We start from the raw sequence: 21,691 nt of genomic DNA on the forward strand, positions 1-21,691 counted from the left end.
GTCTGTTTGGTTTAATGAAGAGACAACCGTAGCGGGTCGTAAAGCACTGAATTGGTATCATGAGAAATGGGATGAGAAGCGCGGCATTGGTTTGGGTGCAGAGCATGATTGGTCGAGCCATGGGGCGGATGCCTTTGGTTTAATGTGCATTGTCTATGAAGCACCCAGTGTCAAACCCAAGCAAGAGCGTTATTGCACTATGGAAAGAGAAGCGGCATCATGGATGGCATTCTAGATCAAGACTTTCAAAAAACGACAATCCTCGATGAATATGAACTCTATAAGCGTTTAAAGTCTTGGTACGCAGAAGATATTGAACATGTTAATGAATGGCGTGAACAGGCGCGTGAAGATTTTGATTTTTATAATGGTCGTCAATGGGCAGAGGAAGATCTTGCGGTTTTAAAAGAGCAACGCCGTCCTGTCATGACTTTTAACCGCATTGCACCCCTTGTGAATGCTATTGTTGGGGCGGAGCGTAATAATAAGCGCGAAGTACAGTTTCAACCACGGCAAATGGGAGCGGCAATACCCAATGAATTGCTTACTGGAGCAGCAGAATGGTTTCGTGATGAGGCAGAGGCGGAATATGCCGATTCCGATGCTTTTCAGGATATGGTTATTTGCGGTATGGGCTGGACAGATACGCGGCTTGATTATGATACAGATCCCGAAGGGATACCTGCTGTTCAACGTTTAGATCCCTTAAAAATGGTTTGGGATGCCAATGCTGTAAGACCAAATCTCATTGACGCACAGCGTATGTGGTATGTTGATCGCAAATCCGTTGAGGATGCGAAAAGTCTTTTTCCTGATGTTGCTGTTGAAGATCTTAACGCCGATTGGGCTATCGATAGTACAACCGCTTCTGAGGATTCTCATGTGTCGCTTGATGCGTATCAAGATGACTCCAATGCGACTTCTCTCTCAGATCCGTATTCTGGGAAACGCTATGTTACGCTGGTTGAATGCCGTTGGTTTGAATATGAGACCACTTACAAGGCGCCTGATCTTCAAACCGGACAGATGCGCAACTATAGCAAACAGGAGTTTGAACAGCTTCAAAGGGTAATGCCACAATTACAAGGGGTGTGTTTTAATAAAAAAGTGGTGAGACGCGCTTTTCTGGGACGACGTCTTTTAGCAAAGCCCGATAAGCCATTAGCACCTGATGGGCAACTTGGGTGGGAGTGTATCACGGGCACGCTGGATAAGCTTAAAAACCAGTTTTACGGGATTGTTCGCCCCGCAAAAGACCCACAAAAATGGTCGAATAAATATTTTAGCCAAGTGATGTATATCCTTAATAGCCAGTCTAAGGGCGGCTTGATGGCAGAACGAGGCGCTTTCGATGATGATCGCCAAGCCATGGAAAGCTGGGCGCGAACGGATACGATTACTTGGGTTAAAAATGGTGCGCTTACAGGAGGGAAAATTCAACCAAAGCCAAGTGCACAATTTCCCAATGGATTTTTCCAGCTGTTTAATGAATCGCGTGAAGCGATAACGCATGTAACAGGGTTATCGGCCGAGTTTATTGGAACACGGGAGGTCAACCAAGCCAATGTGCTGGAAAATACACGCCGGCAATCAACGCTTAATTTGCTTGCGGGGCTGTTTGATAATCTCAAGCTTTATCGGTGTAGGCAGGGAAAGATTATCCTTTATCTCATTCAGAATTATCTCTCTGATGGGCGTCTGGTACGTATTTCTGGACAAGAGAATGCCCAATATGTGCCGTTGACGCGTGAAGCTGTTACGACGCTTGAGTATGACATTATTGTTGATGATTCACCGACAAGCCCCAATGAAAAAGAGAAAACTTTTGCGGCAATTACGCAGATGTTGCCGTTGCTTGGTGGGTTCTTAACACCGGAGATGATTCCAGATCTTTTAAAGCTTTCCCCACTACCGGCAACATTGGTAGCAAATTTAACGGCAAAAGCACAGCAGGCACAACAAGAACAACAGCAACAGCAGATGATGCAACAAAGCCAAGGGGCGCAATTAACTCCAGAGCAACAAGCAAAGATTGCTGTTTTACAGCAAGAAGCGCAAGCAAAGAGCACACTCTATCAACTTGATGCGCAGCAGAAACAAGCGGCATTGCAGCAGAAAAATATCGAACTTTTCTTGAAACAAGAACAAGCGCGCATGCAGCTCGAACTTCAACAGGCAAAAAATGAGATAGCGCAGCGTGATTTAGAACGCAAAGCTTTACAGACACAGTTGGAACACTATCGAGTTTTGACAAAAAATATAATAGCACATTGAAGGGACAGAATATGGAAGAAGAGTTTACGCCAGAAGAACAAGCAATCTATGATGAACATTTTGCCAGTGATAATGCTGTTGAGTTGGTCGAGCCAGAACAAGTTGAGGAAGTTTTTGATGCAGAGGAAAGTTCTGAACAGCCAGCTGTAGAACCACTTCAAGAGCAGCCAAATTCTGATGTAATAGAATCTGATAAACTAGAGCAAGAGCGGCAAGCACGCCAAAAGGCAGAACAAAGCGCCATTGAAGCGCGTGAATTGGCTATTGAACTTGCGCAAAAATATGCCGCAATGCAGGAAGAAATCACGCGCCGCCGTGAGGAAAATATTCCCTCCCTAGAAGACGACCCAAAAGCACATTTTGCATGGCTTAGTCATAAGGTACAAGAACAACAGAAATTGCTTGATGAGTTTTCTCATATGAGAGAGAGCCAAGAGCGCATGAGTCAAGAGGAATATGAACGCCAAAAGTTGGGGGATTATTTCGAGGAAGCCAAAGCGCAAGTACAAGATAAATATCCAGATTTAGACAGTATCACGGACTATCTCTATGAAAGAGCAGACAGTGTCTTACAAGCGCAAGCAAGCCTTTATCCGCAATGGAAAGACCCAGAGGCACGGCAACAACAAATTGGTGCTGAATTGCGCCAAATATGCCAGCAGTGTCAGAAAGCTGGTATAAACCCAATTGAGGTGCTGGTGCAAAAAGCGAAAGCTTTTGGCTATAGTGGAGCGCCAGTTAAGGACGAAGTGGAAGCCCTTCAAGAGCGCTCTCAAGCAGCGCGGACGCTTACAGCGCGCGGCGGGCAAGTTCCAACAGGCGGTATGGATGTGAGAACGCTTTTTTCCATGCCGGAAGCAGAATTTGCAGCATGGGTTGAGAAAAATCCCAAAAAATTTGAACAAATTATGAGCAGAGCATGAAGATGTGCGCAATGGCGCGACAGAGAGAACCAAGTGATTGTTATCGTTTGGGGGTGCCGCAAGGCGAGTTTTAAAAACCAAGAAAGGCATTAATTGAAATGGCAGTAACAGAAGTAAAGCTCAATGACCCATTAGCCGTTGGCGTTTGGGCTAAGATGCTAAACACAGAGACCTCAAAAGCGTTGCCTATTGCACCGCTGATGGGGGAGAGCAAAAACAGCATTATCCAAGTGTTGGATGTGCTAGGAAAATCCGCTGGTGACTCTGTGACGAGCGGATTAAGAGTCCAACTTATGGGGGATGGCGTTAGCGAGGGACAAACGCTGGAAGGCAATGAAGAAGCCCTCCAATTTATGAATGAAAAGGTGCGCATCAACGAGCTTACTCATGCTGTGCGCATCAAATATGAAGGCTCTATTGATCAACAACGTGTTCCCTTTAATTTGCGTAAGGAAGCAAAAGATGGGCTTGTTGATTGGTATGCAGATCGCTTAAGTTTGATGTTCTTCATTCAGGCAGCAGGTTATACAGCACCATGGATTCACTTCGAAGGACGCAGCATAACCCTTAAACCCGTACATTATGGTTTTAATGCTCCATTAGAGCCAAGCAAACTGCGTATTATTCGCCCAGCTAAGAAAAAGACTGATGAAGAACTTACAAAAGACGATGTTTTTACATTAGATCTTATAGATCGGGCTGTTGAACGCGCTAAACTTGCTAATCCACGTTTGCGCCCTGTTCGTGTTGATGGAAAATCGGCATATGTGATGTATCTCCACCCAACACAGGTGACCCAATTGCGTACCAATACCCAGAGTGGTCAATGGTTAGACATTACCAAGGCAGCTTATGATGGCTCTGGAGCTAAGAACCCAATTTTTAATGGTTCTTTAGGGATGTATAACGGTGTCATTTTGCGTGAAGCTGAACATGTCCCCAATGGTATCAATTCAAAGACACAAGAGCCTGTTCCCTCTGTTCGTCGTGCTATTTTGCTTGGTGCGCAAAGTGTTATCATGGCTTATGGGCGCGTTGGCAATGGAGCAACAGGAGGCGATGGGAAAGGGGGAACACGCTATAAACTTGTTGAAGAACTGTTTGATTATCAACGTGAATTTGGGGTTGCAGCTAAAACCATTATCGGCATGAAAAAATCACGCTACACCTTGCCTCATTCTGATCAAGGGGGACAGGGTACCATTGTCATCCCTTCTTTTGCTGAAGCAAGCTAATTATTAAAGGATGACAATTATGGCAGAAAAATCGCTAATTACACAGGAACCTGTTGAGACCGTTGAGACTGTTGAAACTGTTGAGATGACAGATGAGGGATTGCCACCTGTTTTGCAGGGACGTAACAACTCTACGCAGCAGGTTAGTTTTTTACGGGCGCGTGTTAAATGTACAGACCAAGGGCTGATAACGAAAATTGGTGTTCTACCCCGTGGGGCTTTGATAAAAAGAATTCAAGTTTATACCATGGCGGATTTTGAAGATGTAAAAGTTATATTTGGAAAAGAACCTAATGGCAATGATTATGGAGAAACAAAGCTTTTGCAATCTTACACCGGCAATGTGCCCCTACCTATGGAGGAACGAGATGTTCCGCTAGAGGCTGAAAATACGATTTACATGACACGAGACAAGCAAAGCACCAAAGGTGATGCTGAGGTGATTGTTGAGTTTTACACTAATCGTTAAAGGCAAGGGGGCGTTTATTGCTTGCGTCCCCCTCCTATACAAGATGCCCCAAGACATTTGGAAGAGGGTGATATGACAATAATAGTACAGACAGGTGGTCCGATTGGAGACAAACAGACCATTACTCCTTGGGATAAAAATTTTATCCAGATGTTAAACGATATTCAGGATGAAATAGATGATCAAACAGATGAGTATGTTGATCAAGTGCAAAGGGCGATATTTTCGGCTATTCGCTTTTGTGAACGATTGCCTTTTTATTTCAATGAAAGCCGCGAAGTTGTTTTTACCACTCTAAAGGGCAAAAGCCGTTATGGCGCCGAGGCACATCCCTCTATAACAGGGGCTGTTCGCATTGTTGATGCTTACGTTTATGAAGATAATCACAGAAAAGCAAAGCTTTTGCAGGTAGATCCTCTTGTTATTGAGAATCTTGAGGATGATTGTAGCCATGGCATGCCTACACGCTATGCTTATTTTGAACAAAAGCTTGTCTTGTATCCAACACCAGAGCGCGTTTATTCTATCAGGCTTATTCTTGACCCTGTAAGAATAAAAGATATTGAGAGTGCACAAGAAGCGTCCATATGGTTTTTAGAAGCCTATGAACTGATCAAAACGCGTGCAAAATATGAAATTTATACCAATATTATTAAAGAACCACAGATGGCAGCGGCAGCTTTTGCCATGTTTCAAGAGCAGCTCGATGCGCTTCAAATTGAAACATCACGGCGCAAGAATTTGTTAAAAATTCAACACACGGATTTCTGATGACCTTTATTCCTATTGCTGAGTATAGACCAGATGTTGCATTTATTAATAGTGGTTATTCTAGTGAGATTGTGAACGTTTTACCTGCACCAAATTCGTATATTCCGTTTCCCATTGTGGCGCCGGTCTCAGATTTTTTTCCGGATGTGATTTTGGGGGTCTATGCTGTGCGCTCATTGGGTGGTGTGCGCATCATTGTGGGTGCACCAACAAAACTTTATGAATATGACAACAGCACGCGCGGCTGGAAAGACATTAGCAAACCTCACACACAATATCACGCCAATGAGACTGCACTTTGGTCTTTTGCCTCCTTTGGTGATCATATCATTGCTGTTAATAGCAATGACCCACCACAAATGCTTTCGTTAAAAACGGATGAAAGGTTTTGTGATTTGAGCGGTAATCCCCCGCGTGCTGGACTTGTGCGTGTGTGGGGTGATTTTGTTTGCCTGATGCAATTAACAGATAAGCCAAACCGTGTTCAGTGGTCCGGTTTGAATGATGCGACACATTGGACAGTTGGGGAGAAAAGTTGCGATTATCAAGATTTTCCCGATGGAGAATATGTTCAAGGGTCTACGGAATCAACAAATCCACTTATTTTTATGCGCTCCGCCATTTATCACGCAACCTTTGTACCAGGCTCTAAAATTATCTTCAGTTTTGCAAAAATAAAAGACAAAATAGGAGCTAAAAGCAGCACAGCAATTGCAAGCCGTGGAGACTGTACTTTTTTTGTCTCTGATGATGGTTTTTATCAAATCAACAGTGCTGGTGAAATGCTCCCTATTGGCTTTGGAAAAGTCGATAAAACTATCTTCACACTTTACAATAACTTTGCCATTGATGAGATGAGGGCATGTATTGATCCGGTCTATTCTCGTGTTTATTTTTCTATTAATGATAACACTGAAGGGATGCATATTTATGTTTATGATTGGCTTTTGCAAATATGGAGTGTCATTAAGGGGCAAAACCTTCTCTTATTTCCCCTTTTTGCAGCCGGTTATACATTAGAAGGCTTAGACGAAGTACAAGAGAGCTTGAAAGATTTACCAGCTTCTCTTGATAGTAAGATGTGGCAAAATGGTGCGCCTGTTTTAGGAGCTTTTACGCCAGACAACACATTTGGTTTTTTTGCGGGTCCTCCGATGGAAGCAGTTATTGCTTCACAAATTGTGGGGGATACGGGCAGGCAAATCAACCTGATGAGTGAGGCTTTTGTTCAAGCGGATACAACAAAAGGTTTTTTAAGTGTTGGGGCGGCTTTTATCATTGATAACAAGAACCAATTAAATTGGGCTAAAGAGCGTTATGCCGGCTATAATATTGGGATGTATAATATCCGCTCACGGGCGCGTTATCACGCCTTGCGTCTGAGAATACCAGAAGGCACGCCATGGACACATATAACAGGCTTTGATGTAACGCTCAAACCCGCGGGCATAAGATGAGTTTTAAGATCTATAATACAGAAAAATGGAGCGCTGAACAAATGGCGCCCTATTTTGACAATGTCATAAAATCGATAGCTTATTTTAATCAAAAATTCCCTGATGATTATAATACAGAAACCATTTTAAACGATATTTTGAAGGGAGAAAAAGTTCTTTGGATTATCGTTGATGCGCATGAAAACTTTATGGCGCATGTCACAACACAGTTACAAGAACTCGTCACTGGAGCATTAAGGGCGGTTGTTGTCACGCTTGGTGGAAAGGGAGGAGCACCCTTAACAAAGCTTATCACTCAGATTGAAGCTTATTACAAGGAAAAAGGGGCAAAAGAGCTTGTCATCATAGGCAGGCGAGGGTGGGAAAAATCTCTTAAATCGCATGGATATTTCGTTAATCTTTTAGAATATAGAAAGCAGCTTTAATATGGGAAAAAGTTCTAAACCAATCCAGAATACCCAAAACACGACGCAAACAAATGAACCCCCTGCATGGGCAAAAGGTATTTTTGAACACGCAGCTCAAGATGCCATGACTTTTTATAACCAAGGCAGCGGAAAAGCCGTTTATGACGGGCAGCGTGTTGCGGGTTTAAGTGATCAAACAAAGAATGCGATTAATGGGCTTAGCAATAATACGCATAACTATGATAACAACACTTTAAATGGATTAGCCACAGGGCAAAATTCAACAAGCCAAAACTTAAAGAACATGGCTTCAGGGCAACAAATAGGCAATAACCCTTACTTTGATGAAGCGCTTCAAAACACATTAAATAAGGCAACAAGCTCTATTAATAGTTCATTGGCAGGTGCTGGGCGTTATGGTTCTGGGGCGCATACTGGGGTTTTGGCTGATGAATTGGGGGGCATAGCAACTCAAGCTCTCTCACAGCAATATAACCAAGACGTCAACAATATGATGCAAGCTAATGGAATGATTGACCAAGCAAACCAAAATCAGTTGGCGGGCGCCAATAACTTCTTTCAAGGTCAAGGTCAGGCAAATCTTAATGCGTTGACGGGAGGGAGTGTACTTGATGCCAATCATCAACGGCAATTAGATGAAGAGCGGCAAAAATGGGAGCAGCAGAACAATCTTGATTGGGACCAGTTAAGTAAGTTGCTTGCAGCTGGTGGGGCTGTTGCTGGAAATTATGGAACGCGAACAGGACAAATGACGACATTGACTCCACAGCCAAAACCTAATCCATGGGAGATTGTTGGAAATGTTGGAACTATCCTTGGTACTTTTGCTGGGCTTAGTGACATCAGAGCAAAAGAAAACATCAGAGAGGCTGGGCAGAGAAATGGCTATACACTCTATGAATACAACTACAAAGGTTATCCAGAGCGCTATCGCGGGGTGATGGCGCAGGATGTTTTGAAGACAAATCCTAAAGCTGTTTTTTTGCATAAGGCGACAGGTTTTTTGCATGTGGATTATAGCAAGCTTGGATTTGAAATGGAAAGGGTGCAGTGATGGAACAAAACAGCTTTAATACTTTATCACTATTTATGAATCCAAAAGTTTTGCGTCCTTTAATACATCAGGGTCTTTTTCAGTTACCTAAATATTTTTTTCAAAAACATTCCACGCCTTCAAACACGCCGTTGGAAGGGCGATACAAGCCAAGTTTTTTAGAACGTGTTGCTTTTAGCACAAACCCTTTTGATGCGAGCAATGGGGATAATACTCCACAAAAATTGAGTCCTACAGAGCTTATTCGCGGTGCTCAAACAGGAGGAGGAGAAGTTGGGAAAAAAACGCCAGCAGAATTGATTATGTCTACGGATGATTTAAAGCGCCAAATGCCTCCATTACCGGATGCTTCAAAGGATACTGTTAAGATACAAGAGGCGCCAGAGCAACAAAAGTATGACTTCTCAGATCAGGGAGGTGTTGCATCAATGATTCCTCAATCTCCACTTGTTGCGAACATTGATCAGTCTAGTGGGGATGAAGCTGGGCGACAGCAAAAAGATGTGATGGATTATATTGCTCAACTTAATGAGAAATCTATAGCGGAAAACTCTTTGAAAAACGATTCTGGAAATGATGAGGAAAAGCTTTTTGATGCACCTATAGGAGAAGAAAAACATTTGAATGCACACTTACCAGAAGAGGAGCATTTAAAAGCAAGTGGTGATCTTGAACAAAAAACAGATTATATCAAGTCACTTGATAACTTTGTTCAGACAGGAGCAAATCCAAGTAGCTTATGGGAGCGTTTTAGAAAATCAGAATTTTCCGAGCATTTAATGGATTTTTTTGCAGGGCTTGCGTTAGGAAAGACACCACAAGAAAGTTTTTCAAATGCATCTATCCTTATGCGGCAGGGCAACAAGGAACGCGCACAACATAAACAAACTTTGCAATTTTTACGCTCTAAAGGGTATAGCGATGAAGATGCGCAAGCACTCACGCAATATCCAGATCTTGCCATGAAAATCATAGGCAACACGTTAAGCCCTCAAGAAGGCTATAGAACATTGACATCAGAAGAAAAGGCAGAGCAGGGATTGCCTGAGGATATGACTTTCCAAGTCTCAACAAGCACAGGGAAAATTATACCTGTCCAAGGAGGACAGCGTTCCACTACTTCTGGATTAGGGGGGAATACCGATGGCATGCTGTCAAAGCCTGAATCAGGTTATATGTATGTTAAGGATGAAAATGCACTTGGTGGCATACGTGCGGTGCCAATTGCAGGCAGTGGTTCAGAACATAAATTAATTCAAGAACAGAAGGAGGAGGAGCGTAAAAACCAACAAATGCAAATGCGAATTCTGGAAACAGCAGACAGGTCAAATCGTATACTCTCAGCATCTAAAGAATTGCTAAAAACTATTGAGGAACACCCGCATGTTGTTGGTTTCACTGGTCCTATAATGTCGATCCTTCCTAATTCTAAGGCAAAAGATTTTGGGCATATGCTCGATTCATTGAAGGCAAGTATCGGGCTTGATGCCTTGAGAAAAGCAAAAGCATTTTCACCAAATGGCGCATCTGGCTTTGGGAATTTGTCTAATATGGAATTGCAAGCATTGCAAAACTCTGTAGCGGCGTTGTATCAAGATCTTTCTGCAGAGCAAATGAAGAAATCTTTAAAAACAGTTATTGACACTTTCAATAAATCCAATGCAGCAACGCGCGCAATTCTTTTTGGTGGTGCAGAAGCAACAAACGAGCTCGTTCGAGCCGCCTATGGGCAAGATGCTTATAAGGGAAATCATGCACAGTCAAATGATCCACTAGAAAAACAGATAGAAGCATTGCCGGAAGGCATGTTGTTCGTTGATAGAGATGGACGCATTAAGGAGAAACAAACCAATGGCTGAAGTAATCCCCCCTCTTATTAATCGTAAAAACACAAGAGTCATTGGGCATATAAGTGACTATACACCAGAACAGCTTCAAGAGCTTTTTTCAAAAAATAAGGAAAGGTTAAGGGGTTCTGTTACAGGAAATAAAGGTGCAACAGAGGAAACAGAAGAAGATGGTCCACATCCAAGTGCTGCGGGTGCTTTTGGATGGGGAGCTCTTCACGGGTTAACCCTAGGCTATGATGATGAATTAGCCGGAATATTAGAGGCGGGTCCTATTGCTTATTGGACGGGAGATAAAGAGGCAGTCAAAAAATATAATGAAGTAACAAAGCGATGGCGTGACTATCAAAGAGCGGCGAACCGAGATCAGTTTTATCTATCTCTTGCGGGGAATTTAGCGGGTGCTGCGGCACCCGTAATTGCTTCTGCTCTCTTTCCACCCGCGGCAGGTGCTACTGCGGCTGCTCGTGCGGCAATTGGGGCTGATGTTGTGCTGGGAGGTAGAGCTGGTGTTGCAGGAGCACAAATAACCAGTAAAGCTTTAGCAGCAGGAGAAAGGGCGGTGCAATCTGCTTTAGCAGAGGGTGCGGAACGGGCAGCGGCAAAAGCTGCAGGTGAAGCAGCAATGAAAGCAGTAGCAAGTAAAGAGGCGGCAAAATTTAGCTTGGGGCGTGCAGCAAAAACTGGAGCCATTTATGGTGGAATAGCAGGCAGTGGTGAGGGAGAAGGGCTTGCAGATACTCTAGTGTCTGCTGGGTTTGGTGCAGGGCTAGGCGTTGCAACACCATTTGTTGCCAGTGGTGTATCAAAAGTGACACCTTTTGTGACAAAATCACTTAAAGCAGCATTGAGAGGACCTATAAGCCCAGCTGAAATGGCAGCAAAACAGCGCTAATGCCAGAAAAAGAAGCATTTCAGGTAAGCAATAGAGCGCTTAGGGATGTAAGCCAAACTTTAGGGGATGAAGGTGTTGATAAACTTGAAAGGGCATTAAAACAGCGAGGTCCTGATTCAATGATTATTGATCTTCATGATGGGCTTGCTACAAGAGCTTTTAAGGCAGCAAAAAAAGACCATGATACATATTCGCTCATAAGTAATCGTTTGAATGAAAGGCAAGATGCGAGTGCATTGCGGGTAAAGAATGCGTTGACAGATGTGATGGGTCCAAAAGTAGATACGCTTAATTTAAAGCAAGAGATTATCAAACAAGCACAGAAAAAGGCTGAACCATTTTATGAGAGGGCGAAAGCTTCTCCTATTTCTAATGCTGTCAGTAAAGATTTATCGCGGTTGCAAGAAACTCCTGCCTTCCAAAAAGCCTATAAAAAAGCAATTGCGCAAATGCCAAATGAAGCGGATGCAACAGTTATAGGGAGCAATGGATATCCAAAGCTGAATATGCGAATTTTACATAAGATGAAAGAGGTTTTGGATGATCAAATTAATTCTGCGCGCATCAAAGGAAAACAAGGATATGCGCGAGATTTGACTCTGTTCAAACAACGCATTCTGGACGTTTTGGATACGTCCTCTCCAGATTATGTTAAAGCACGGAAAATTTATTATGACGAGCGTACTATTGGTGATGCCCTCGAGCAGGGAGAGCAAGCGCTGAAGAAGAGCGTTAATCTCGACACAATCAACAGTCAACTTTCGGATTTTGGGTTGATGGAAAAAGAGGCGTTTCAAAAAGGTATACGGTCGCAAGTAGAACATGCGGCAGGCAATGCACAGAATTTTGACCACAATCTTTTGAGTTTGTTTGACACAAAAAATGGTCAAGAAAAATTACAGCGTATTTTTGGTGAAGATAAAGCTAAGCAACTTATGAAAGTGTTGCGACCAGAAGTGGAAAGAACAAAGCTTTTTGCACGATTGCCAAACCATATAGGTGAAGTGGAAGAGAGGGGGGCACAACAGACTATGGGTATAGGAAAGATTGCTTTCATCAAGGCAGTTGTAAAAAATTTCGCAAGAGAATTTGGACGCAAATTCTCAAGCGTCCATAAAGATACTGAGAGAGATATTGCAGCGCTTATAACAGCGCGGGAAAAAGGAGATTTTGGGTTAGCAAGAGAAAAAGCCATTGAATTAATTAAGACGTTTCATGAAGCAGAAAAGAAACGCTTAATAACACGAGAAAATTATACGAAATTCATTAATTTTGTTGGCATTATTTTGAATAGCAGCGTTGATAGAACGGTTATAAACTAATGATCAATTTTCATCCTAAAGTGAAGCGTGCTATCTCACAGGCAGCACAAAAATATGGTTTACCAGAAAGCTTTCTTGAACGTGTTGCTATGATAGAAAGTAATGGTAATCCAAATGCAAAAAATAAGAACAGCAGTGCAGGGGGGCTGTATCAATTTCTCGATTCAACAGCAAAACACTATCAACTGAATGACAAGTTTGATCCCTTTCAAGCAACCGATGCTATGGCACGGTTAACGAAGGATAATACGCGTTATTTAGTCACAGCATTAGGCAGAGAGCCATCAGAGGCAGAGCTTTACCTCGCACACCAACAAGGAGCAGCAGGGGCAGTAAAGCTTATCAAAAATCCACATATTCCAGCAAGCCAGCTTTTAGGTCGACAGGCAGTCACACTCAATGGTGGCAATATGGAAGCTACAGCAGGGGATTTTATGAATCATATTTATGGGCTTTACAATAAAACGGGAGATGCTTTGAAGAGAACGATACAGCAAAACCAAAGCAATGGACAAGCAGCACCAAACGAGGTGGGTCCTTTGCGTGGGTTTGAGAGGCTTCAAAAGACACTTCAAGGTAATCAAGTGGGTCAAGGTGATCAAGGGGGCAACCAATTGATGGCATATGACACGCCATTCCCAAACAGAATGATGGCACCTGAAAGCAGAGACAATTTAACAGGACAGATTATGGAAACCACACCATTGCAAGCACAAGGTATTGATGCAGGTGCTCTTAAAAAGGGCTTTTCCGGTTTGCTTCATTTAATGAGAGAGAATGGAGAACGACAAAAACAGCAGGCACAGATGGTACAGCAACAAATGTTACAGCAACCAGTCATGGCGGGTTTCTCACAATCGACTGGGGGACCGACAGATTTAACACCTCTTATTGATCCTTCTAGGCGGCAATCTGTTGGTTCCTATGGGCGGCAAAAAGAAGAGCAATTGCGCGAAGAGCTATTAAGAAGAACGGGGGCTTATCATGTCTGATATTTATGACTGGTCACTCACAGCTGATCAAAATGCGAATTCCGATAGTATCATTAATTGGGCAGAAGGGCAGCCGCCTAGTTCTGTTAATGATAGTGCGCGGGTCATGATGCAGCGTATACGTGAATATCTTGCCGATAATGGTGGTTCTCTTGACTCAAAGTTTATTGTGAATGGAAAGGAACAAACAACATCAATCACGTTGACGACGGTGTCGCCGATAGCGAAATATAAAAACGATATCATTATCCGCTTTAAGGCGCGTGGTATAAATATTGGTACGACAACAATAAACATGAATAATATAGGAGCAAAGCCACTCTATAAAGCCACCAGCACAGGGATAGTACCATTAACAGGTGGTGAGTTACAAACAAATGGTATTTATGAAATAGTCTATAATGATGGCGTATCAACAAAAGGTCTTGATGGCTGGTATCTTTTAAACCCTACCCCCATTCCACCACCGAAGGTCGAAACCTTTCCTTGTGGTTTTATTGCGACCTTTGCTATGCAAGAAGTCCCAAACGGCTGGCTTTTATGTGATGGCGCTACTTATGAACGCAAGGATTATCCGCAATTATTCAAGGCGATAGGGGATAAATGGGGAAAAAACAGCGATACAACCTTTAAAGTTCCAGACTTTAGAGGAATGTTTTTGCGCGGCTTTGATAATGGGCGCGGTTTAGATCAAAATAGAGACTTCGCAGAGGTGCAAAAAGACAGCATTAAATCTCATACACATGCTTGTACCATTGAAGAGGCAGGTCAACATACGCATAAGCATGATTATTCTATGGTTACAAGAGTTGGTCAAATAGGTGGCAGAAATCCTGCTTTTGGTAATTCATATTATACAAAAGATACACAACCTGCTGGAGTGCACACGCATAAGGTAACTATTTCTTCAACGGGCGAGGCAGAAACACGCCCTGTTAATGTACCGGTTGTTTATGCCATAAAATCGTGAGTTTTTCAAATGATCAATAATCCGTCTGCTATTGATGATATTGCGGACGCGGAGCAAATCCGCGTCCTTTTTTATGCAAGCAATCGAATGGTTCATGCACCCTTAAATAAGGTACTTGATCTTGTCAAAAGCGACATACAGCATGATCTTTTAAGCGCTTTGGCAGAATATAAAGAAGCGACAGATCAACGCATAGAGATCATGCAAAAACTGATTGATGAATTGCAGTCCTCTCTCTCACACAACAAGACAACGAACTGATTAAGGAATGAAACGCGATGCCATTACCCTATCACACACATATATTTAAGCTTGAACCAGCAACAAAAGAAGAAGTCAAAGAAGGTGTTTTAGATAGTAAGGCTCTTGCACCTGTTTCAGTGGGGAGTGCAGCAGCTTATGAGGTAGAATATTTTGCAACCGCTGCTCAAGGAAAAAAGGCTGATGATGCTATTGCAAAGAGAGATATTGGAGCTCTTGCTTACAAAAATAAGGTCACAATTCACGATATTGAAGCAAGTGGTGAAGCGCATGAGAATGCGATTTTATCAGGCGCTGGCTGGGTAAAAATATCGCCTTTAGGGATTGGCGATATGAAGGCTGCTACATATGATCCCGACAATGTGGGGGCAAATGCATTTTCTATGGAAAATATGCACGAGGGTCCTACCAAAAAGATCTTAACCATAGAGGAAAGATCAAAGCTACGATGGTTGAGTTCTACGCAGCCAACGATGGAAAAATGGCGGAGGGGAGATGAAGGTGTTTATTATCCCATATCTCCGGTAGATCTCAAAAATACCATTCGTTATTTTGTAGGCTCAAAGTCTTTTGGTATGTCAAAATCAGTTTATGATCCAGATAAAATAGAAAAAGATGTATTTGATATGGAGAATATGAAGGAAGGGAAAAAGCATCTTATCTTAACTCCTCCAGAACGTGCACAGATTGCAAAAATTGATAAAGTTGAAGATGTTGCACAACAAGGGATTCATGTTGCAAGTGAAGCGAAGAACGTTGCAGATATTGCATTAAGAACAGCAAATGATGCAAAAGCTTATGCAGTAGATGCAAAAAAAACGGCTGAGACAGCACAAAAAACGGGAGACAGTGCAAAAGCTGAGGCAAATATTGCGCAAACAGCAGCCGATAAAGCGCAAGATACAGCACATAGTGTACAGAAAAAAGTTGATCTCATTCAACCTCTTGCCAAACAAGACTGGATTGATGGCACAAAAACAGTGGATGCACTTATCTCACCAGCCAAACTGATGGCTTCAATCAAAGCAAATAGTAGCAATAGCAGCGGCGGTAGAAACAATGGTGGCGGGGTTAGAAAACCTGTTGAAATTCTGATGACAGAAAGCGGAGATATTCCATTGCCTGATGGTATTACTGCTGACACCGATATCGAAGTATGGGCTTGGGGCGGTGGAGGTGGTGGCGTTAAGGATGGCGGCGGCGGCGGCGGTCAATGTGTGCATGTTAAAATGAAAGGTTCTGATTTAGATAAATTAAAAACAGCTTACATTGGTCGTGGTGGTAAAGGTAATGACAGTAACATTTTGTGCAATGGTGGTAGAACAATGATCAAAGGGCTTGTTACAGCAGAAGGAGGATATTCCGTTTCCATGACTCTCGTTAACTTTGGAGGGAAAGGCGGCGATGGAGGAGGAAACAGGGAGGGCAGCAGTGGTGAAAGCTTTATTTTTTCTGGTGGTAATGGTGGAGGGAGTGGAATAGACGGCAAGAGAGCTGGTACTGGTGGAAGTTCTTTTCTTGGCGGCGGCGGCGGCGGCGGCGGTAAATGTAAGGGTTCTATCATGGGGCAGGGTGGTGAGAGTTACAAAGGTGGTAACGGTGGTAGAGGTGGTAAAGAATGTGGCGGCGGCGGCGGTGGATATTTTGATGGGAAACACGGAAGCGACAAAATTGGCGGCGACGGCGGTGATGGAGCAGTACTCATAAAGGTATATTTATAAGGTGAATTGAACAATGGCACGGAAAATAAGTAAAGACTGTTTATACTGTTTAAAAAAGTGGGAAGGTTTGCGCTTGCAGGCTTATCAAGATGCTTCTGGCATATGGACGATTGGTTATGGTCATACGAAAAAAGCCGGTCAACCAACAGTTGTTGAGGGTATGGTGATTACAGAAAAAAAAGCTGAAAACATGCTTTTAGCAGATTTGCGGCAATATGAGAGGGCGGTAGAAAAAGCAGTTTGTGTGAATTTAAGCGACGAGCAGTTCGGCGCTCTTGTTTCCTTTTGTTATAATGTGGGTATTGCAGCTTTCCAAAACTCTACATTGCTTAAAAGGCTTAATCGGGGGGATTATGAAGCGGTACCAACCGAATTGCAGAAATGGACCAAAGCGGGAGGCAAACGTTTACAAGGTCTCGTACACCGGCGTGTAGCAGAGGCAGGGCTATGGGCGAAAGGGGCTTATGTTTCTTCTAATTATCAAACAGTAGAAACGAAACAACCAACAGGGTTTCTCAAAGCAGAAGCATTGGCACCGATTATTGGTTCTTTCTCAGGTCTTGGTGGGTTTTTAGCGGGCAATGGACCAATCCAATGGGCTTTAGCCGCCATTATGGTTTTAGCGGCATGTACTGGCATTTTCTTTGTTGCTAAACGCTTTCAGGAGCACCGCCTATGATCTTATGGATGAAAAGAAACTTGATGGTAACAGGTGCGGCTTTAGCCGCTTTTTTTATTGCCTTAGCAAAAGCTTTTACTCTTGGGAAAAAAGTAGAGCAACAAAAGCAAACAGAAAAAGCTTTAAAAGCAGCCACAACACGGCTTGAGGTGGAAAGTGAAGTTAATCAAAAAAGTGATGCTGATATGCGTGCTGCTCTCTCTCACTGGTTGCGCGACAAATAAATATGCTTCTTCTTGTGTTGGCTGGTTGCCAATTTATTTAGACAAGAAAGATCTGAACGCCATCAGTTCCAATTTAGCAAGAGAGATCTTAAAGCACAATACTCTAGGTGAACGCTTGTGTGGGTGGAAACATGGTTAGAAAAAAATCCAAAAAACACACAGAGCTTACAGAATCAGAAAAAGAAATGCTTCAAGAAATGATCATCACCTATCAAAGCGTGAAAATGATGTCTCGCTTGATGAAGTGGATAGCATTTTTTCTTTTTTTGCTTATCCTCGATTTTGCACGCCTCATGGACGCGCTAGATAATGTCATTGCACATTTAAGGCAGTGGTTTTCAAAAAATTAAAAAAACCATTATAGTAAAAAATCAGTTAACAAAAACCTGAGAATTTCTGCTAGAATCACGAGAGAGCTTCTTTTTTAATAGGATTTTTTAGATGCCAACACCATTTGGTAAAACCTTACGCAAACTTCGCATTGATCATTCAGAACGCCTTTTAGATATGGCTAAAAAATTAGATATATCTGTAGCATTTTTATCATCTGTAGAAATTGGCAAAAGATCTGTTCCTGTAGGATTAGAGGAAAAGATAATTGAACTCTATACTTTAGATCAAGAGGTAGCAGAAATTTTGAGAAGAGAATCGGATGCTTGTCGCAAAAGTTTCACTATAAAGCCTTCTGATACATTCAGATGTGAAGCTGTTGGTATGTTCTCTAGACTGATAAACATTATTTCACAAGAAGATTTAGAACTATTAAAAAAATTATTAGAGAAAGCTGGCAAAAAGAATGCGCTTCGTAGAAGCATGTTCGAGAATCCTATTCCCGAACCTTTATTTACGAATCCCGCACCTTGAAAAAACACACATGAAATCAATAAGTTATAGCACCATAAAAGTGCTGTGGCGGAGGGGGTGGGATTCGAACCCACGGTACAGTCTCCTGCACGCCGGTTTTCAAGACCGGTGCCTTAAACCGCTCGGCCACCCCTCCAAACTAGATATGTTTTTTGACAAATTTCTTGTAAAAGGTCAATCATTTTAATACGCATTTTAAAGCGTTCTTTGTAAAACTATTTAAGTTTCAATTAAAATAATTCTTCATAAGTTAATTCTTTGAGTGTGTTATCTAAGAGTTTCATTTTTAAACATGATAGTTTTTTCTGAAAAAATGAAAGGTAATTATGATATTTATCATTTTTTTTCTGTTTAAAAATTTTTTACAAAGCAATATTTTTTTAAGTTCTAACAATTGTTTTCGTAATAATAAGAAATGTTTAGTTGAAAATGTTTGATAAATTATATTAAATTCCGGTCGTGTATTTTTGAATTATTTTACCTTTCCAGATATTTATTTTATTTAGATCGTTCATATTGGCGAAAAGAAAATGTTATTACTCTGACAGTTTATGAGAGATAAATTTGTAAGAATGACATATATATTCAAGGAAAGTTTTTATTGAGTTTAAATTAAGTACAATTCAATAAGAAAGCTCTTTAAAAGATTTTAATTTTTTAAATAAAAATATTCAGATATTTAGTGCGTCTAAAGAGTACCTTGGAGGGAATGGCTGATTTGCACTATTTGAATAAAATTTTATGTAAGATTTGCATCGATAGTTTAAAATCTCTTCTAGATATGACTGGAAATTAGGTATATTTGTAATGCTTTTTCTGTGGGATAAGCAAAAAGTTAATTTGAATGGAAGAAAAAATTATTGAGCAATACCCTTAGATCAATAGATAGTTTGTGAAGGTATTACATAGTTTTTCAAGAATAGAACTTAAAAACGCTAAATTATGCAGAGTCAGAAAGCGTAAACTTTAAAAGACAAAGTTTTAAAAGCCGATTCATTCACAAGTATGTGTAAAATAAAATATTTATGTCTAATATAAGGGAATAGGTGAATCTTGATTCTATTGAGTTTTTTTGCCTCTATCCCTCATCTTTTTGAAGCTTTTTTATGGTTGCAAGAGCGAGTTTTTTACGGTCTGTGCTCTTTGTGTAAAGAGATGCCATAGCATCATTTGTCCAGCCAAAAATTGCTTTGAGTTGTGATACTGTTGCACCAGAATTAGCGGCCACGTTTTGCTGCTAATTTTCTCAATTCATGCGCCGATTTTTTGATACCTGCTTTGGTACACACATTATAAAATGTAATTCCGAAGCTTTTTTTGGGTATTTTTTTCCCGCGTTTACCACAAATGAATGTTTCTTCTCCAATAGGACCAACTTCAAGCGTTTTGGCTAATTCTGGCAAAATTGGGAGAAATACATCTGTTTTAAATTGGCTCTTTTCTGTTTTGATGTGAATGATATTATCTTTGACGTCTTTCCAGCCAATGCGGACCGCATCACCACGACGCAGACCCGTGTAAAGAAGAACATCAATCCAAACACGTTCATGGGTACCATGTGACCAGCGTTGGTAATATTTTTCAACATCTTCTTCTGTCCAAACGGGAAAGCCCTCTTTATTTTTAAGAGGAGGTCTTGTGATACCTAAAGTAGGGTTGCTTTCCAAAAGTCCTTGTTCAATTGCCCATTTAAAAAGCCCATTTAGGGATTGTAGAAAGTCTCTAGCCATTGCTGGCGTTTCTTTACGCCGTTCAACTCCAGCTATGATATGTTTCTTTTCGATTGCTTGGTATGAAATGTGACCTATAGTATCGCACACTTTCATAAGAGTGTATTCTCTTTGTTTCTTTGTGGCTTTAGCGAGGTTATGCCAATTGGAGCTATTAAAATACTGTTTAAGGAGCCATGCGAATGAACCTTCGACAAGTTTACCAGTTTTTGATTTAGGAAGTATAAGCCCTTGTAACTCGGCAAGTGCGCTTTTGTAGTTATCAACAAACTCTTGCGTTCCATAGGTTCCGCGGATTCTAATGCGTTTGCCATGACCAATACGTACATACCATATAATTTTACCATGGCGTGTGGCTTCTTTGACAAGATGAGGAGGACGTGGTTTAGGCATGGTATTTTACATCTTAGAGAGTGCGGTTTCGTAATATTCATTCTTTGACAAATCTAAAAGTTTGTCTGGGTGGCTAACTGAATTTGGTATTGGAATATCGGATTTAAGATAGATAAGCAGTTCACCAGTAGGTTTGATTTCTACGAGTTCACATCCTTGTTTTTTAGCTTCTCTTAAAGCGCGAGCAATGGCTGGTTGCGTTATAGCCGCTGGACGAGGCGCCATATCTTTTCTCCTTACATTGAGATGCAATTCACGTGTGGCGTGAATCACGCTTGTGTTGAAAGTTGTTATGAAAGGGTGGGGGTGCTCGTAGATATGCGGGGAACAAAACACCCCCATAAGGTTAAGCAGCTTTTGTTGAGAGTTGTTGTATTTCTCGTTCTATCTCTGCTAAAAAGGTTTCAACAGCTTGATTGATCTGTTCAATTTGTTGATCATCACGGAAAAAACGGAAGAAGTCACCATCGCATTCCAAAAACCAGAATGCTTTGATTCAATTGAAAATGCGATTTTGTATCATACAACAAGTGTAGCAAATGAGTTGAGGGTAAAAATGTGGGCCGTTTCCTATGAGGAAGTTGAATGTTCAGGAAACATATGTAATTTTCACTTTAAAAATTCTTTGCTCAACAAAGAGGCAACTTATGGTAAGATAACTTTAGAAGATGGGATAGTATACAAGGCATTTACTTGGAATGAAGAGAGTGAAAGTTCGCTTTTTTTTCAAGGGTACCGATGGAATAATTTATCTCACATGATACAGAAAACTGTCACGTAAGAATTTTCGCCTACTCGTCAAGGAATGATACAATCTAGTGGCAATCTCATCATTAACGCTGATACCATTGATAACCATTATAGCACTATAGAAGCGGGGGGAAATGCCGATATCCACGCTGGTGTGCTGACCAATTTGGGGGCAACGGGCAACATTATCACACAATCGGACAAAGAGACCACAATCACTGCTTCTCATCTTCTTTCCGGTCAGGATATCAATGTGAGCGGAGAAAGTGTGACGATTGATGGCATGACAGATCACCATAAAAGCCATTCAGAGACCCATGAAACGGGTTTTGGTGTGGGATCAGGCAAGGGCTTTGTGTCGATATACGGGAGTGAGGGAAAGACAGAAAATGAAGAGAGTTTTGAGCATCAAGGCTCTTCTCTCAATGCGGA

The 21,691-nt window shown here is 41.7% G+C and carries 19 protein-coding genes, 1 tRNA gene and 5 pseudogenes; 21 read left to right on the plus strand and 4 right to left on the minus strand.

Annotated features, from left to right (window positions below; genetic code table 11):
• The 20 genes and pseudogenes from ACFIK1_RS09705 to ACFIK1_RS09800 all read left to right on the plus strand — a co-directional run.
• Nucleotides 1-235 (plus strand): annotated as a pseudogene (locus ACFIK1_RS09705) (PBSX family phage terminase large subunit); the annotation flags it as partial.
• A complete protein-coding gene (locus ACFIK1_RS09710; RefSeq protein WP_375612490.1) occupies nt 220-2,274 on the plus strand; it encodes a portal protein in 2,055 nt (684 codons plus the stop codon). The pseudogene ACFIK1_RS09705 and the gene ACFIK1_RS09710, both read left to right, overlap by 16 nt.
• Nucleotides 2,275-2,285: 11 nt before the next feature.
• Nucleotides 2,286-3,197: a hypothetical protein gene (locus tag ACFIK1_RS09715; RefSeq protein WP_375633762.1), complete on the plus strand. Its 912-nt coding sequence runs from the start codon at nt 2,286-2,288 to the stop codon at nt 3,195-3,197.
• A gap of 98 nt (nt 3,198-3,295) precedes the next feature.
• Complete coding sequence (locus tag ACFIK1_RS09720; protein ID WP_375662682.1) at nt 3,296-4,432, plus strand: N4-gp56 family major capsid protein; 1,137 nt, start codon at nt 3,296-3,298, stop codon at nt 4,430-4,432.
• 19 nt (nt 4,433-4,451) lie between these two features.
• Nucleotides 4,452-4,901 (plus strand): hypothetical protein, encoded by a 450-nt coding sequence (locus ACFIK1_RS09725; RefSeq protein WP_375633760.1) that lies wholly within the window; start codon nt 4,452-4,454, stop codon nt 4,899-4,901.
• Between the two features lie 72 nt (nt 4,902-4,973).
• On the plus strand, nt 4,974-5,672 hold the full coding sequence (locus ACFIK1_RS09730; RefSeq protein WP_375633759.1) for a hypothetical protein: 699 nt from the start codon (nt 4,974-4,976) through the stop codon (nt 5,670-5,672).
• Nucleotides 5,672-7,129 (plus strand): hypothetical protein, encoded by a 1,458-nt coding sequence (locus ACFIK1_RS09735; protein ID WP_375633758.1) that lies wholly within the window; start codon nt 5,672-5,674, stop codon nt 7,127-7,129. The genes ACFIK1_RS09730 and ACFIK1_RS09735 overlap by 1 nt, the downstream gene beginning before the upstream one ends.
• Before the next feature lie 41 nt (nt 7,130-7,170).
• Nucleotides 7,171-7,554, plus strand: coding sequence for a hypothetical protein (locus ACFIK1_RS09740; protein WP_375633757.1), 384 nt, complete (start codon nt 7,171-7,173; stop codon nt 7,552-7,554).
• A gap of 1 nt (nt 7,555) precedes the next feature.
• Nucleotides 7,556-8,611 carry a tail fiber domain-containing protein gene (locus tag ACFIK1_RS09745; RefSeq protein ID WP_375633756.1) on the plus strand — a complete coding sequence of 352 codons (1,056 nt, stop codon included), beginning with the start codon at nt 7,556-7,558 and terminating at the stop codon, nt 8,609-8,611.
• Nucleotides 8,611-10,470 (plus strand): hypothetical protein, encoded by a 1,860-nt coding sequence (locus ACFIK1_RS09750; RefSeq protein WP_375633755.1) that lies wholly within the window; start codon nt 8,611-8,613, stop codon nt 10,468-10,470. The genes ACFIK1_RS09745 and ACFIK1_RS09750 overlap by 1 nt, the downstream gene beginning before the upstream one ends.
• A pseudogene (locus ACFIK1_RS09755) lies at nt 10,463-12,675 on the plus strand (hypothetical protein). The gene ACFIK1_RS09750 and the pseudogene ACFIK1_RS09755 overlap by 8 nt, the downstream one beginning before the upstream one ends.
• Nucleotides 12,675-13,667, plus strand: coding sequence for a transglycosylase SLT domain-containing protein (locus ACFIK1_RS09760; protein WP_375633753.1), 993 nt, complete (start codon nt 12,675-12,677; stop codon nt 13,665-13,667). Before ACFIK1_RS09755 ends, ACFIK1_RS09760 begins: the two are co-directional and overlap by 1 nt.
• Entirely contained in the window at nt 13,660-14,637 is a 978-nt protein-coding gene (locus ACFIK1_RS09765) for a tail fiber protein (protein WP_375633752.1), read from the plus strand. The genes ACFIK1_RS09760 and ACFIK1_RS09765 overlap by 8 nt, the downstream gene beginning before the upstream one ends.
• 9 nt (nt 14,638-14,646) lie before the next feature.
• Nucleotides 14,647-14,898 carry a hypothetical protein gene (locus ACFIK1_RS09770; RefSeq protein WP_375610781.1) on the plus strand — a complete coding sequence of 84 codons (252 nt, stop codon included), beginning with the start codon at nt 14,647-14,649 and terminating at the stop codon, nt 14,896-14,898.
• Between the two features lie 17 nt (nt 14,899-14,915).
• Nucleotides 14,916-16,619, plus strand: coding sequence for a hypothetical protein (locus tag ACFIK1_RS09775; RefSeq protein ID WP_375634830.1), 1,704 nt, complete (start codon nt 14,916-14,918; stop codon nt 16,617-16,619).
• Nucleotides 16,620-16,632: 13 nt separating this feature from the next.
• Nucleotides 16,633-17,298, plus strand: coding sequence for a lysozyme (locus ACFIK1_RS09780; protein ID WP_375612619.1), 666 nt, complete (start codon nt 16,633-16,635; stop codon nt 17,296-17,298).
• The gene (locus ACFIK1_RS09785; protein ID WP_375612620.1) at nt 17,295-17,522 is read left to right on the plus strand and encodes a hypothetical protein; all 228 of its coding nucleotides are present in this window, start codon (nt 17,295-17,297) and stop codon (nt 17,520-17,522) included. Before ACFIK1_RS09780 ends, ACFIK1_RS09785 begins: the two co-directional genes overlap by 4 nt.
• Nucleotides 17,455-17,661, plus strand: a complete 207-nt coding sequence (locus tag ACFIK1_RS09790; protein ID WP_375633750.1) for a hypothetical protein — start codon at nt 17,455-17,457, stop codon at nt 17,659-17,661. The genes ACFIK1_RS09785 and ACFIK1_RS09790 overlap by 68 nt, the downstream gene beginning before the upstream one ends.
• Nucleotides 17,654-17,872 carry a hypothetical protein gene (locus tag ACFIK1_RS09795; RefSeq protein ID WP_375662683.1) on the plus strand — a complete coding sequence of 73 codons (219 nt, stop codon included), beginning with the start codon at nt 17,654-17,656 and terminating at the stop codon, nt 17,870-17,872. The genes ACFIK1_RS09790 and ACFIK1_RS09795 overlap by 8 nt, the downstream gene beginning before the upstream one ends.
• Before the next feature lie 91 nt (nt 17,873-17,963).
• Nucleotides 17,964-18,386, plus strand: a complete 423-nt coding sequence (locus ACFIK1_RS09800; protein ID WP_375634828.1) for a helix-turn-helix domain-containing protein — start codon at nt 17,964-17,966, stop codon at nt 18,384-18,386.
• A 46-nt stretch (nt 18,387-18,432) separates the two neighbouring features.
• On the opposite strand, the gene ACFIK1_RS09805 is transcribed toward ACFIK1_RS09800, so the two are convergent.
• The 4 genes and pseudogenes from ACFIK1_RS09805 to ACFIK1_RS09820 all read right to left on the minus strand — a co-directional run.
• Nucleotides 18,433-18,522, minus strand: a tRNA-Ser gene (locus ACFIK1_RS09805).
• Nucleotides 18,523-19,464: 942 nt separating this feature from the next.
• A pseudogene (locus tag ACFIK1_RS09810) lies at nt 19,465-20,509 on the minus strand (tyrosine-type recombinase/integrase).
• A 6-nt stretch (nt 20,510-20,515) separates the two neighbouring features.
• Nucleotides 20,516-20,734, minus strand: coding sequence for a hypothetical protein (locus tag ACFIK1_RS09815; protein WP_375662684.1), 219 nt, complete (start codon nt 20,732-20,734; stop codon nt 20,516-20,518).
• Between the two features lie 121 nt (nt 20,735-20,855).
• Nucleotides 20,856-20,963, minus strand: a pseudogene (locus ACFIK1_RS09820) (exonuclease); the annotation flags it as partial.
• A 351-nt stretch (nt 20,964-21,314) separates the two neighbouring features.
• On the opposite strand from ACFIK1_RS09820, the pseudogene ACFIK1_RS09825 reads away from it, so the two are divergent.
• Nucleotides 21,315-21,691, plus strand: a pseudogene (locus ACFIK1_RS09825) (hypothetical protein); the annotation flags it as partial.

Origin of the sequence: Bartonella sp. OC16QHHD (genome assembly GCF_042194035.1) — a bacterium.
In the GTDB taxonomy this organism is placed as follows: Bacteria; Pseudomonadota; Alphaproteobacteria; order Rhizobiales; family Rhizobiaceae; genus Bartonella.